This window comes from Streptomyces sp. JLBG701, from assembly GCF_058544905.1.
Genome location: NZ_CM178588.1, coordinates 9,347,322 through 9,359,391 on the forward strand (window position 1 = coordinate 9,347,322; position 12,070 = coordinate 9,359,391).

Annotated in this window: 10 protein-coding genes and 3 pseudogenes; 5 read left to right on the forward strand and 8 right to left on the reverse strand. The window is 69.5% G+C overall.

What is annotated here, in order from left to right:
• Positions 1–82: 82 nt before the first annotated feature.
• Entirely contained in the window at positions 83–1,954 is a 1,872-nt protein-coding gene (gene dnaK / locus AC5DRG_RS42830; protein WP_491805258.1) for a molecular chaperone DnaK, read from the forward strand.
• 169 nt (positions 1,955–2,123) lie between these two features.
• On the opposite strand, the gene AC5DRG_RS42835 is transcribed toward dnaK, so the two are convergent.
• The 7 genes and pseudogenes from AC5DRG_RS42835 to AC5DRG_RS42865 all read right to left on the reverse strand — a co-directional run bounded on the left by AC5DRG_RS42835 (position 2,124) and on the right by AC5DRG_RS42865 (position 7,178).
• Positions 2,124–2,483: a hypothetical protein gene (locus AC5DRG_RS42835; RefSeq protein WP_491805259.1), complete on the reverse strand. Its 360-nt coding sequence runs from the start codon at positions 2,481–2,483 to the stop codon at positions 2,124–2,126.
• Positions 2,484–2,709: 226 nt separating this feature from the next.
• Positions 2,710–2,889: pseudogene (locus AC5DRG_RS42840) on the reverse strand (respiratory nitrate reductase subunit gamma); the annotation flags it as partial.
• Positions 2,886–3,380 (reverse strand): nitrate reductase molybdenum cofactor assembly chaperone, encoded by a 495-nt coding sequence (narJ, locus tag AC5DRG_RS42845; RefSeq protein ID WP_491805260.1) that lies wholly within the window; start codon positions 3,378–3,380, stop codon positions 2,886–2,888. The gene narJ and the pseudogene AC5DRG_RS42840, both read right to left, overlap by 4 nt.
• Positions 3,380–4,423, reverse strand: a pseudogene (locus AC5DRG_RS42850) (molybdopterin-dependent oxidoreductase); the annotation flags it as partial. The pseudogene AC5DRG_RS42850 and the gene narJ, both read right to left, overlap by 1 nt.
• 312 nt (positions 4,424–4,735) lie before the next feature.
• A complete protein-coding gene (locus AC5DRG_RS42855) occupies positions 4,736–5,551 on the reverse strand; it encodes an SAM-dependent methyltransferase (RefSeq protein WP_491805261.1) in 816 nt (271 codons plus the stop codon).
• A 103-nt stretch (positions 5,552–5,654) separates the two neighbouring features.
• Positions 5,655–6,518, reverse strand: a complete 864-nt coding sequence (locus AC5DRG_RS42860; protein WP_491805262.1) for a Sco1979 family transcriptional regulator — start codon at positions 6,516–6,518, stop codon at positions 5,655–5,657.
• 129 nt (positions 6,519–6,647) lie between these two features.
• Positions 6,648–7,178 (reverse strand): annotated as a pseudogene (locus tag AC5DRG_RS42865) (helix-turn-helix domain-containing protein).
• Positions 7,179–7,310: 132 nt separating this feature from the next.
• On the opposite strand from AC5DRG_RS42865, the gene AC5DRG_RS42870 reads away from it, so the two are divergent.
• Together AC5DRG_RS42870 and AC5DRG_RS42875 are read left to right on the forward strand one after the other, a co-directional pair.
• Positions 7,311–7,616 carry a 4a-hydroxytetrahydrobiopterin dehydratase gene (locus tag AC5DRG_RS42870; RefSeq protein ID WP_491805263.1) on the forward strand — a complete coding sequence of 102 codons (306 nt, stop codon included), beginning with the start codon at positions 7,311–7,313 and terminating at the stop codon, positions 7,614–7,616.
• A gap of 54 nt (positions 7,617–7,670) precedes the next feature.
• Positions 7,671–8,417, forward strand: coding sequence for a class I SAM-dependent methyltransferase (locus AC5DRG_RS42875; RefSeq protein WP_491805264.1), 747 nt, complete (start codon positions 7,671–7,673; stop codon positions 8,415–8,417).
• Between the two features lie 174 nt (positions 8,418–8,591).
• On the opposite strand, the gene AC5DRG_RS42880 is transcribed toward AC5DRG_RS42875, so the two are convergent.
• On the reverse strand, positions 8,592–9,068 hold the full coding sequence (locus tag AC5DRG_RS42880; RefSeq protein ID WP_491805265.1) for a hypothetical protein: 477 nt from the start codon (positions 9,066–9,068) through the stop codon (positions 8,592–8,594).
• 62 nt (positions 9,069–9,130) lie between these two features.
• Here AC5DRG_RS42880 and AC5DRG_RS42885 point away from each other — a divergent pair, with 62 nt between their 5' ends.
• Positions 9,131–10,099: a helix-turn-helix transcriptional regulator gene (locus AC5DRG_RS42885; RefSeq protein ID WP_491805266.1), complete on the forward strand. Its 969-nt coding sequence runs from the start codon at positions 9,131–9,133 to the stop codon at positions 10,097–10,099.
• A gap of 39 nt (positions 10,100–10,138) precedes the next feature.
• A complete protein-coding gene (locus tag AC5DRG_RS42890) occupies positions 10,139–12,022 on the forward strand; it encodes a rhamnogalacturonan lyase (protein ID WP_491805267.1) in 1,884 nt (627 codons plus the stop codon).
• Positions 12,023–12,070 lie beyond the last annotated feature (48 nt).

The window sequence follows — 12,070 nt, forward strand, 5'->3', positions numbered from 1 at the left end:
TCTGCTTCTACGCTCCCTTGACAAGAGCGCACTCAAGTTTTGTGCTGGAGTCCTGGAAGCGCCCTGGCGGAAGGGGATGGCGATGGGACGTGCGGTCGGTATCGATCTCGGGACCACGAACTCGGTGGTGGCCGTCCTGGAGGGCGGCGAAGCCACCGTTGTCGCCAACGCGGAGGGGGCCAGGACCACACCGTCGGTCGTGGCCTTCGCCAAGAACGGCGAGGTGCTCGTCGGTGAGGTGGCCAAACGGCAGGCCGTGACGAACGTGGAGCGCACCGCCCGTTCGGTGAAACGCCATATGGGCGAGGCGAGTTGGCGCTTCCCGGACCAGGGCGCGGTGGACGGCACCCGCTACCAGGCGCAGGAGCTGTCGGCCCGTGTCCTGCAGAAACTGAAGCGGGACGCCGAGTCGTACCTGGGCGAGGACGTCACGGACGCCGTGATCACGGTCCCGGCCTACTTCGACGACGCCCAGCGCCAGGCGACCAAGGAGGCGGGGGAGATCGCCGGCCTGAAGGTCCTGCGGATCATCAACGAGCCCACGGCCGCCGCCCTCGCCTACGGCCTCGACCGGGGCGAGGAGCAGACCGTCCTCGTCTTCGACCTGGGCGGCGGCACCTTCGACGTGTCGCTGCTGGAGATCGGTGACGGCGTCATCGAGGTGAAGGCCACCAACGGTGACACGCACCTGGGCGGTGACGACTGGGACCAGCGGGTGGTCGAATACCTGGTCAAGCGCTTCAAGGGGCAGAACGGCATCGACCTCGGCAACGACAAGATGGCGCTGCAACGCCTGCGGGAGGGCGCGGAGAAGGCGAAGATCGAACTGTCGTCGTCCTCCGAGACGACCGTCAACCTCCCCTACATCACCGCCTCCGCCGAGGGCCCCATCCACCTTGACGAGAAGCTGACCCGCGCCCAGTTCCAGGAGCTCACCGCCGACCTTCTCGACCGCTGCAAGACCCCCTTCCACCAGGCGGTCAAGGACGCGGGCATCAAGCTCGCGGTGATCGATCACGTGATCCTGGTCGGCGGCTCGACCCGGATGCCGGCGGTGACGGACCTGGTGAAGGAACTGACCGGCAAGGACCCGCACAAGGGCGTGAACCCGGACGAGGTGGTGGCGGTCGGCGCGGCGCTGCAGGCGGGCGTGATCCGAGGCGATGTGAAGGACGTCCTGCTCCTGGACGTCACCCCGCTGTCCCTGGGCATCGAGACCAAGGGCGGCATCATGACGAAGCTGATCGAACGCAACACGACGATCCCGACCCGCCGTTCGGAGATCTTCACGACGGCCACCGACAACCAGCCCTCGGTCGGCATCCAGGTCTACCAGGGCGAACGCGAGATCGCCGCCTACAACAAGAAGCTGGGCGTCTTCGACCTCACGGGCCTCCCGCCCGCCCCACGCGGCGTCCCACAGATCGAGGTCGCGTTCGACATCGACGCCAACGGCATCATGCACGTGTCGGCGAAGGACCTGGCGACCGGCCGCGAACAGAAGATGACGGTCACGGGCGGCTCGGCCCTCCCCAAGGACGACATCGACCGCATGATGCGCGAGGCCGAACAGTACGCGGACGAGGACCGCAAACGCCGCGAGGCGGCGGAAACCCGCAACCAGGCGGAACAACTCGTCTACCAGACGGAGAAGTTCATCCGCGAGAACGAGGACAAGATCCCGCCGGACACCAGGTCCGAGGTGGAATCGGAGATCACGAACGTCAAGTCCCTCCTGGACCGCGAGTCCGACACGGTCGCCCTCCGGGCGGCAGTCGAGAAACTGGCCACCGTCAGCCAGAAGATGGGCCAGGCGATGTACGCCCAGGCCGCCCAGCAGGCCCCTTCGGACGCGGCGCCCGGGGAGGAGCATGCGTCGCCGCAGGATGAGGAGGGGGTGGTGGATGCGGAGATCGTGGATGAGGAGAGGGATACGAAGGGTGGGGCGGCGTAGGGGTGGGCCGCGTTGGTGTGCACCGCCCCTGACCCGGCTCAGCCGAACGGCAGCTTGATCGTCTTCCACTCGCTGGCCGCGCTCACGACCGTCGTAGCGGAGCCGATCTGCCGACTGCGGTTCTCATCACCGACGTCGGGCAGGGTGGCGCCCGGCTTCAGGACGTTCTCTAGGTCTGGACGAGTCGCCTGGCGTGCCCGGCCTCATCCTCCCGGACGAGGCCGGGCCGGGCGCTGCGGAACTGCCACCGCGTGATGGCACCGTCCGGGTTGTCGAGGCCGGCCTGGGACAACGCTGCTTCGATCCGGCTGCGGACTTCGGCCTCAGCCGCAGGTTCGGTTACGAACAGCACTCGTAGTCGCACCTTGTCGCCGGAGCGTTCCACGGCGGTGTGGTGCGGCGCGAGCGGGCACGGCGGCTCGTGCTCCCAGTGCCCGCAGAGCGCGACCGTGATGGCCGCTCCTGGGGCTCGCGCATCGCCGCCCGCTTCCATGATCACGATCGCTTCGTGGACGAATGCTTGGCGCACTCAGTCAGTATCCACCCGAGTCGGCACCGCGTGGGCGGTCGGGTAAGCGACCGGAGCGAAGCGCATTCCCCACAGTGATCACCAGTGGCCGCAACCGAATCTCCGCACCACGGCACGATCTACGGCTGGCGTACCAGGAGCCTCCAGGAGACAGAGCTCAGGACCCCGCCCGCTCCGGACGCGGCGGGGGTGGGAGCGGCGGCGGTAGATCAGTAGCAGGATCCACCAGCACGAACAAGATGCCGTAATGGAACGCCGGGGACGCGATGTTGAGGAGTCGTGACTCGTAGATCTGGGACGAGCGGGTTGTCCAGCCGAACTTGTCGTAGCGGTAGCGCCAGATCAGGCCCGCGATGAGCGAGGCGAAGGCCACGTACGGGAGGACTGCCCACAGGAATGTCTTCATCGGGCGGCCCCCGCCCTTGTCGGCGGCAGCGTCGCGCATACCGCGTCCAATATCGACGCGTACGGGGTGCCGAAGGACGTCAGGCGGGCGCGGAGTTGGTCCAGGCCGTCCCTGTGGTCCGTCAGCAGGTCCGTGTTGCCTGTGCGGGCCGCGAACTCCAGTACCGCCGGGAGAAAGTCCGGGAGTTCCTCGCCCGTGAATTCCAAGTCGTGGGCTCGGTATACCTCCTTGAAGCGGACCAGGGACATGCCGCGTCTCCTCGTGTCGCCGTCGTTCCACCAACTCAGGTACAGGCTGTGGCGGTTCTTGAAGTCGAAGACCTGGACGTAGTGCGCGGCCAGTTCCTGGGCGGGGGTTATCGCCGCGTGGTCCACGAACTCCCGTAGTTGTGGGGCCGCTTCGCGGAGTAGTGGCAGGCGGGCTCGGAAGTCGTCGTCCGGGTACGTCAGGCAGAGTGCCGACGCCTGGTACAGCACCTCGAATCCTGGCATCAGGTCTCTTCCTCCGCCTCGTCGGATGTCTGTCGCTTGCGCAGCGCGTGGAGGTTCTCCACCGACACCAGCGGCAGCTGCTTGCGGCCCGAGTCCTGGCCGAACGGGCCGTCGCCGCCCATTCCGGGGCCGCCGTCGTAGTCCAGGCTGCAGTCGTCCGGCAGGGCGGACTCCTCCAGACGGCGGGCGTCGCCCACGGCGGCCGTCGGGATGACGTAGCGGTCCTCGTACTTCGCGATCGCCAGCAGGCGGTACATCTCCTCGATCTCCGTCGTCGTCATGCCTACCGACTCCGCGATCGTCTTCTCCGGCTCGTCGCCCAGGAGGATCACGTGGCCCATCGCCAGAGCGAGCGCGTCGTCCGTGCCGGGGTGTGGGTGCAGCCACTCGTCGGCGAACTTGGCGTTGTCCGCGTAGTCGGGGGCGACCACCACGACCTTCTGGCCGCGATAGCGGGCCTCCGCCATCCAGTGCGCGTCGGGGGTGCGGGTGACCGGGACGTTCGAGCCCCACATCATCAGATACGCGGCGTCCCACCAGTCGCGCGACTCCGGTACGTCCGTCTGGTCGCCGAAGACCTGCGGCGAGGCGACCGGGAGGTCGGCGTACCAGTCGTAGAACGACAGCATGGGCGCGCCGATCAACGAATGGAATCTCGCGCCCGCCGCGTGCGACACCATCGACATCGCGGGGATGGGGGAGAAGCCGGCGATGCGGTCGGGGCCGTACTCCTTGATGGTGTGGACGTGTGCGGCGGCGACGATCTCCACCGCCTCGTCCCAGGTCGCGCGGACCAGGCCACCCTTGCCGCGGGCCTGCTGGTAGCGGCGTCGGCGCTCGGGGTCGGCCTGGATGTCCGCCCAGGCCAGGACCGGGTCGCCGAGGCGGGTGAGGGCCTCGCGGTACAACTCCAGGAGGACACCGCGGATGTACGGGTAGCGCACGCGGGTGGGGGAGTACGTGTACCAGGAGAAGGCGGCGCCGCGGGGTTCGTACTCGGGGCGGTCGGGGCCTACCGGCGGGTAGTCCGTCTGCTGGGTCTGCCTGCGACGGCTGGTAAACCGATCGTGTGCTGAGCGAGAACCAAGCCGGCGTAGTAGCGCCCGTGGTCTTTGGGACAACCGGCCTGGTTCCAACCCGGTTGGTGATGATCGCGTAAGACTTGATCGCTCGCTGAGCGACTGAGCAGCGTGAGCCAGGAACTCCCTGCCGTCAGGCAGGGGAGGGTTCAAGACCTTGTCGTGGCTCCTGCCACTTTCGGTCACAAGCGCTCCCTTGCCGGCCCCTGGCTTCCAACCTAGGGGCCGGCAAGGGAGCGCACCTGTTCACGGCACCCGTACGGGTTCCCGTACTGGTCAGGCCTTGCGGGCGACCCCCGCGTACACGGGCACGATGCCTTCCGCCTGGAGGGCCACGTCCTCCGGGTCCGGGCGCCAGCCGGACACCGGGATCACTCCGGGGCCCAGCAGCTCCAGACCCTCGAAGAAGCGCGCGAACTCGGGGAGCGAGCGGGGGTAGAAGGGGGTGCCGCTGCGCCGGAAGTGCTCGGCCGCCTTCTCGATGGCCGCCGGGTTGAGGTCCGGGGTCACCTGGGAGAGAACCAGGTAGCTGCCCGGGGCGAGCGCGTCGATGTACCGCTTCAGCAGGCCGTGCACGTCGTCGCCGTCCGGCTCGTCGCTCAGGTAGTGGGTGAGCGCGACCAGGGACAGCGCGACGGGCTGCGCGAGGTCCAGGGTCTCGGCGGCCAGGCTCAGGATCGTGTCGGGGTCGCGGACGTCGGCGTGCACGTACTCGGTGGTGCCCTCCGGTGAGCCGTGCAGCAACGCCTCCGCGTGCCGCAGGACGATCGGGTCGTTGTCCGCGTACACGACCTTGGCGTCCGGCGCGACGCCTTGGGCGACCTGGTGCAGGTTGGGCTCGGTGGGGATGCCCGTGCCGATGTCCAGGAACTGGCGGATCCCCGACTCGGCGGCGGCACGGGTCGCCCGCTGCATGTACCGGCGGTTGGCGCGCGCCCCGCGCAGCACGGTGCCGTCCACGGCGAGGATCTTGCGCGCCAGCTCCTCGTCCACCGGGTAGTTGTCCTTGCCGCCCAGCCACCAGTCGTACACACGGGCCGGGTGCGGCCGACTGGTGTCGATGTGGGTGGGTGCGGCCTCGGATCCGGTCATGCGGCGATTCTCCTCGCGGTGCGGTTCACGGCGGTGTGGTGCGGTGCGGTGGACGGGTCGAGCGGGGCGTGTGTCGTCTGCGTTGTGTTGCTTATCGGGGTGGTCAGAGGTTCTCGCGGTACTCCCGCAGGATCTTCTTGGTGCGCTGGGCCGAGGCGGCGCGTGCCGTCATGTGGTCCAGGACCTCCAGATGCGCCGAGACCTCCTTGCGGGAGTCGAGGTAGAGCGCGCCGGACAGGTACTCGGTGAACACCATGTCCGGCAGCTCCGGTTCGGCGAAGCGGAACAGCGAGAACGGCGCGTACGTCCCCGGGTGCGGGCCGTCCTTGAACTCGGCGATCTGGAGCGTGACCAGGTCGCGCTCGGCGAACTCCAGGAGTTTGTCGAGCTGATCGCGCATCACCTCGGGGCGTCCGCTCACCGGACGGCGCAAAACCGTTTCGTCCATGATCGTCCACAGGTGCGGCGCGTTCGGCTTCTCCAGCAGCTGCTGCCGGGCCATCCGCAGGGACACGTGCCGCTCGATCATCACGGGGCTGGTCTGTCCGATGGTCCCGGCGTCCATCACCGCGCGCGCGTAGTCCTCGGTCTGGAGCAGCCCGGGCACGAAGTGCGGCTCGTACGAGCGGATCATGCGGGCGGCGCCTTCGAGGCTCACGTACAGGCTGAACCAGTCCGGCAGTACGTCGTTGAACCGCTGCCACCAGCCCGGCTGGTTGGCCTCCTCGGTCAGCGCGACGAACACGGCCGCCTCGTCGTCCGGCACGCCGTACGTCGTCAACAGCACCTGCACGTACGGGATCTTCAGCGCGACCTCGGCCATCTCCATACGCCGTACGGTCGCCGAGGCCACCCGAAGGACCTTCGCGGCCTCCTCGCGCTTGACGCCGGCCGCCTCGCGCAACTCCTGGAGCCGTCTGCCGAGCACCACCTGGCCAACGGTGGGCGCAGCCCGCCGCTCACTCACGCCACGCCTCCCCTACGCGCCGAAGTATGCGGGCAGTGTGCCATGTCCACGCGGCACTCTCACAGGGGTGAAGGTGAGGCGCCTGCCGGGATGGGTTCGCAGGCCTGTTCGATGACGGCGTCGTGGGGCTTAACGGGTCCCGGGCACCGGGTCGGCCGGGAGGAGTGTCTCGACGGCCAGTTCGGAGACGGTCACGTCCAGGGGCGGGTTGAAGGTGGAGATCGACGAGACGAAGGACAGCATCCGGCCGTCGTGCTCGATCTGCATGGGGAGCACGAAGTACACGACGGGTTCGGCGGGTTGGTCCTCAGGAACAGCGGTGTCCGGTACCGGATGCGTCGCCACCTCCTCGTACAAGGCGTCGACCACAACGCCGGGTAGGGCTCGTAGCCCTGGATCAGCCGCTCCATGCCCACCCGCAGGACGTCCAGCGCTGGGTCGTCTCAGCAGGTCGGGCGAATTCCACAGCCGTAGCACCATCTCCTCGCTCGGCCGGGAACGGCCCGTCTCGATGAAGCCGATGTGCCGGGCGGAGGAGTCGGCACGCAGTGCCAGCTCCAGCTGACTGACCCGCCGCCGGTCCCGCCAGGCCCGAAGCAATGGGCCGACACCCTTGCCGTGGGCGGGTACGGCGGCCCCGGACGCGGCGGTGGTGGTCATACGGACGACCGTAGCCGACGACCCGGCGTACCATGCGGGGCCGACCACTCGGGCACCCTCCTGACCAGGGCCGCAGCGGCTCGGATGTGGCACGCTGAAGATGACCGCAGGCACCCGGGAAGGAGCGAGGCCATGGCTGTCGAGCCGCTGTCGCAGAAGGAGATCGAGGACCGGCTCGCGGAGCTGCCGGGCTGGTCGCTCGACGGGGACCGCATCGCCCGCTCCTACCGGTTGCGCTCGCATTTCGCGGCCATGGCGATGGTGGTCCACATCGCCCAGGTCCAGGAGGAGCTCGACCATCACTCGGACCTCACCCTCGGCTACAACACCGTCTCCCTGTCCGTGAACACGCACAGCGTGGGCGGGGCCGTGACCGAGCTCGACTTCGGCCTCGCCCGCCGCGTGGAGGAGCTGGCCGCCGGACACGGGGTGCGGTGACCGGGGCCTGCCCACGCGAAGGAAGCCGAGTCCTGGACTGGGAGAAGGAACCGCGTGCTGGACTACGACAAGGAAGCCGTCGACTACGACGCCACCCGCGGCGGTGAACCCCGGGCCGCCGCGGCCGCGGACACTGTCCTCGGCCTGATCCCCGAGGGTGCCGATCGGCTCCTCGACGTCGCCTGCGGCACGGGGATCGTGACCCGGCGTCTCGCGGTGGCACGGCCCGGGCTGCGGGTGACCGGCGCGGACCTGACGTACGGGATGGCCCGGATGGCCGCCGTACGCCTGCCTGGCGCGATCGTCCTGTCCGACAGTCGGCGGCTGCCGTTCGCGGACCGTACGTTCGACGCGGTCGCGAGCGTGTGGCTGCTGCACCTCCTCGACGAACCCGACGACGTGCGGGCGGTCGTCGCCGAGTGCGCCCGGGTGCTGCGGCCCGGCGGGGTGTACGTCACCACCGTCGACAAGGCCGCCGCGCACGACGTGGGCAGCGACATCGACGCGGTGCTCGCCCCGCGCCCGCGCCGGCCCGCCTCGGACGCCGCCGGGATCGTCACCGCGCGCGCCGCCGAGCACGGCCTCCTCCCCGCCGGGCAGTCCCGCTTTCCCGGACACGGACAGGGCCGCAGCCCACGCGGAACGGCCGCCAATCTGCGACGCGGCTGGTTCACCCAGCTACCGCCCGGCATGCCGCTCACGGAGGGGTTCGCCGCACGACTGGAGGCCCTGCCGGAACCGGACCGGCGGCGCGCCGATCCGTGGTTCAGTGTGCGGGCCTTCAGGAAGCCGGCCGGGTAACGCCGGCGCTTTCGAGTGCGGGTTGGTCGACGTGACCGTGGCTGGGGGCTGCCGCCCCCAGGCCCCCGCTTCGGCCCTGAAGGGGCCTCGTCCTCAAACTCCCCCAGAGGGGGTACCCCCAGACGGGCTGAGTGTTGCTGACCGGCGCTGAGAATGCCGACCTCCCGGTTCACGTCAGCGCAGCGCCGTCGTGCCGTTGGGCAGGGAGTCGGCCAAGTAGGCCTCGATGTCCGGGACTTGGCGTGCGAGCATGTGCCGTACCCAGGCGTCCCGTTCGTGCAGGATCGGGGGCAGCTCCCAGACGCAGCCGATCCAAGGGAGGTCGGGCTTCATGAAGTGGGTGGGGTCGTTGTCCGGGCAGCCCAGCATCGGCTGGCCGGCCGAAGCGCCCCTGAAGTGCAGGACGTTGTCCCACACCCAGCTGTACGCGTTGAGATACGCGCCGTCGTCGGCGCCCCGGTGCAGGACGACGAACGTCGCCGGTGGAGTGCCGTCCGGCTCCGGCAGCAGCTCCGGCAGGATCGCGTACGCCGCCTTTTCGACGTCGGGCGCAATGCCGGCCGGGTCGGCGGTGACGTGGTAGCGCTTGATGCGCCGGCCCGCGATCTCGATGGGTGGCGGCACGGTCAGCAGTTTCTCCGTGAAGGTCATGGCAGGACGCTAGGGTCGCTTCACTGACACCTTCTGTCAGTGGATTCTGACATTCTGGACCGGTGAAGTCGTCCCGGCTCCTCTCCGTCCTCCTGCTGCTCCAGACCCGCGGCCGGATGACCGCCGCCCAGCTCGCCGAGGAGCTGGAGGTGTCGGTCCGCACGGTCTACCGGGACGTCGAGGCGCTGAGCGCGGCCGGGATCCCCCTCTACGGCGACGCGGGCCACGCCGGCGGCTACCGCCTCCTGGACGGCTACCGCACCCGGCTGACCGGCCTCACCGCCGACGAGGCCGAGGCCCTCTTCCTCGCGGGCGCCCCCGGCCCGGCCGCCGAACTGGGCCTCGGCTCGGTCCTTGCCGCCGCCCAGCTGAAGGTGCGCGCCGCGCTGCCCGCCGAGCTGCGCGCCCACGCCGACCGCATCAGTGGCCGCTTCCACCTCGACGCGCCCCGCTGGTACGCGGACGCGGAGGAGACGCCGTATCTCCCGGCCGTCGCCGACGCCGTCTGGAACAGCCGCGTCCTGCACGTCCGGTACCGCCGCTGGCGCGAACCCACCGACGTGGAGCGGCGCCTGGAGCCGTACGGGCTGGTCCTCAAGGCGGGGCGCTGGTACGTCGTCGCCGGTCCGAGGCCGCGTACGTTCCGCGTCGACCAGATCCTCCAACTGGCCACGTCCGACGAGGAGTTCACCCGGCCCGACGACTTCGACCTGGCCGCCTACTGGACGGCCTACCAGCGGGACTTCCGCGACCGGCTGTACGGGGGAGAGGCGGTGGTGCGGCTGGCGCCCGGAGCCCACTTGACCGGGCCGGCGGGTGCGGCCGTGCGCTCCAACGGCCGTACGGACGCGGATGGTTGGACGCGTGCGACCGTCCCCATCGAGTCCGTCGACCACGCCCACGGCGAGTTCCTGCGCCTGGGCACGGACATCGAGGTGCTGGAACCCGCCGAGCTCCGCCAGAGGATCGCCCGCACCGCCGCCGAACTGGCCGAAAAATACGGCAACTTGAGTACCGGCAGCGGCAACTGAGAGGTCGGAACCCGTCCGTCCTCCCAGGAGGTACGTCACGTGCAGCACCCGCACCCGCATCCGCACAAGCAGCGCAGACGCCGGGCCGTCCTCGCGGCGCTGGTCGCCACGGCGGCCCTGGTCGGCGCCGGACTCGCCACGCTCACCCCGGGCACGGCCGAGGCCGCCACCGCCCGGCAGGTCGAGGCCCTCGACCGGGGCGTCGTGAGCGTGCACACCGACAGCGGCAACCTGGTCAGCTGGCGCTGGCTCGGCACCGACCCCAACGACGTCTCCTTCAACGTCTACCGCGCCGGCACGCTGGTCAACTCGACCCCGATCACCGGCTCCACGAACTACTTTCACTCCGGCGCACCCGCCCAGGCCGACTACACGGTTCGCGCCGTCGTGGGCGGAGTCGAGCAGACCGACTCGGTCCACGCCGTCCAACTCCGCACCGGCTACAAGGACGTTCCCATCACCCCGCCGGCCGGCGGCACGACCCCCGACGGTGTCGCCTACACCTACGAGGCCAACGACGCCTCCGTCGGCGACCTCGACGGCGACGGAGCCCTCGACTTCGTCCTCAAGTGGAACCCCACCAACGCCAAGGACAACTCCCAGTCCGGCTACACCGGCAACACGATCCTCGACGGGGTCAAACTCGACGGCACCCGGCTGTGGCGCATCGACCTGGGGCGCAACATCCGCTCGGGCGCGCACTACACGCAGTTCCAGGTGTACGACTACGACGGTGACGGCAAGGCCGAGATCGCCATGAAGACGGCCGACGGGACGACGGACGGTCAGGGCACGGTGATCGGCAGCTCCTCCGCCGACTACCGCAACTCCAGTGGGTATGTGCTGTCCGGGCCCGAGTACATGACCATGTTCAACGGGCAGACCGGCGCCGCGATGGGCACCGTCGACTACGTCCCCGCCCGCGGTACGGTCTCCTCGTGGGGCGACTCGTACGGCAACCGCGTCGATCGCTTCCTCGCCGGAACCGCCTACCTGGACGGCGCCCGCCCCTCGCTGATCATGGCCCGCGGCTACTACACGCGCACGGTGATCGCCGCCTGGGACTGGCGCAACGGGGCCTTCACCCGCCGCTGGACCTTCGACACCAACTCCTCCACCAACACGGGCAAGGGCTACGACGGGCAGGGTTCGCACAGCCTCTCCGTCGGGGACGTCGACGGCGACGGCAAGGACGAGATCGTCTACGGCGCGATGGCGGTCGACGACAACGGCAACGGGCTGTGGACGACGAAGACGGGCCACGGTGACGCCCAGCACCTGGGCGACCTGGACCCGGCCCACGCGGGCCTGGAGTACTTCAAGGTGTCGGAGTCGACGAGCCAGCCGGCCGAGCTGTACATCAACCCGGCCAACGGAACGGTCAATTGGAGCCTCGCCGCCTGCTGCGACAACGGCCGGGGAGTGGCCGGGGACATCTACGCCGGGAACGACGGCGCCGAGGTGTGGTCCGCCTCCGACTCCTCCATCCGCGACGAGGCGGGCGCCACCAAGGGCCGCGAGCCGTCCTCCGTCAACTTCCTGTCCTGGTGGGACGGCGACACCGTCCGCGAACTCCTCGACGGCACCCACATCGACAAGTACGGCACCTCGTCCGACACCCGCCTCCTGACCGGCGCCTCGGTCCACTCCAACAACAGCACCAAGGCGACCCCGACCCTCTCCGGCGACATCCTGGGCGACTGGCGCGAGGAGGTCGTCTGGCCGACCAGCGACAACACGGCGCTACGCATCTACTCCACCCCGCTCGAAACAACCACGAAGATCACGACCCTCCTGCACGACACGATGTACCGCACGGGCCTGGCCTGGCAGAACACCGCCTACAACCAGCCGCCCCACCCGAGCTTCTTCATCGGCAACGGGATGGCTACGGCACCGAGGCCGACGGTCTACACCCCGTGAACGACGGTGGGTGCGTGCCCCCTTGGGAGGCACGCACCCACCGGTTTC

Excerpts from the sequence above, each read along its gene's own strand:
- dnaK (WP_491805258.1), top strand. The coding sequence starts at position 83 with ATGGGACGTGCGGTCGGTATCGATCTCGGGACCACGAACTCGGTGGTG.
- narJ (WP_491805260.1), bottom strand. The coding sequence starts at position 3,380 with ATGCCAGGATTCGAGGTGCTGTACCAGGCGTCGGCACTCTGCCTGACG.
- AC5DRG_RS42855 (WP_491805261.1), bottom strand. The coding sequence starts at position 5,551 with ATGACCGGATCCGAGGCCGCACCCACCCACATCGACACCAGTCGGCCG.
- AC5DRG_RS42870 (WP_491805263.1), top strand. The coding sequence starts at position 7,311 with ATGGCTGTCGAGCCGCTGTCGCAGAAGGAGATCGAGGACCGGCTCGCG.
- AC5DRG_RS42880 (WP_491805265.1), bottom strand. The coding sequence starts at position 9,068 with ATGACCTTCACGGAGAAACTGCTGACCGTGCCGCCACCCATCGAGATC.